The 1,097-nt window shown below is 13.2% G+C and carries 1 tRNA gene; it reads right to left on the reverse strand.

Features of this window, described 5'->3' with window-relative positions:
• Window positions 1–682: 682 nt before the first annotated feature.
• Window positions 683–754: transfer RNA gene (locus IE124_RS36215), tRNA-Gly, on the reverse strand.
• Window positions 755–1,097 lie beyond the last annotated feature (343 nt).

The raw sequence follows: 1,097 nt of genomic DNA on the forward strand, positions 1-1,097 counted from the left end.
TATATTAATAATATATATATATTTATTTATATTATTATTATATTATTTATTAAATATCTAATATTATATATACTTTTTTTATTATAAAATAATATTTATAATTTATATAAAAAGAAATATATTAATTATATTATATATACTTTTTTATCAATAAAAAATTATTATAGTCCGCCCCGCCCCCGCGGGGCGGACCCCAAAGGAGGAGTAATAAAAAATATATTAAAATATATTATAGTTCCGGGGCCCGGCCACGGGAGCCGGAACCCCACAAGGAGATTATTATAAATTATTATTATCATTATTTATTTATAAAGAATAATTATTAAAATATTTTTATTTTTTTTTTATATAAATATTTATATATATATATATATTTATAATATTGTATTTAATTAAAATATAATATATTTTGTTATAATATATTTATAAGAATTATATTTATTTATTAAAATAATAATAAATAAGTATATTAAAGAATTATTATAATAAATTATTATTAATATTAAATATTATAAATATGATTATTTTATTATATAAAATATTATTATTAAATAAAATTAAATATTATTATTATTATATTTTTATATAATAATAATATAATATTATAATATAATATAATATAAGTTTTAATATAATTTTGTATTTAATTAATTATAGGATATTAATTTATATTAATATTAATTATAGATAGCGAGAATCGAACTCGCATTCAATGTTTGGAAGACATCCAGTTTACCAATTAACTTATATCTATTATTATTATTTCATTTATTATTAAATAGTAAATTAAACTTCTTAATTTAATTAAAAATGGGGGGGGGATTATTAATATAATATAATTACTCTCTCCATGATTTGAACATGGAATATTAATATTAGAAGTATTATGCTTTAACCATTAAGCTAAGAGAGCTATTTTTATTAATATTTATTAATAATTATAATATATTAATATTATTAATAAAAATAATTATTATTATTTATTATTATTATTATTATTATTATTATAATATATATATATATAATTATATTATTATTATATATAATTATTATTATTTTTAGAAAGGGAAATATATATATATAATATTATGAGAATA

It is taken from the genome of Streptomyces narbonensis (genome assembly GCF_014649015.1).
Taxonomy (GTDB): Bacteria; Actinomycetota; Actinomycetes; order Streptomycetales; family Streptomycetaceae; genus Streptomyces; species Streptomyces narbonensis.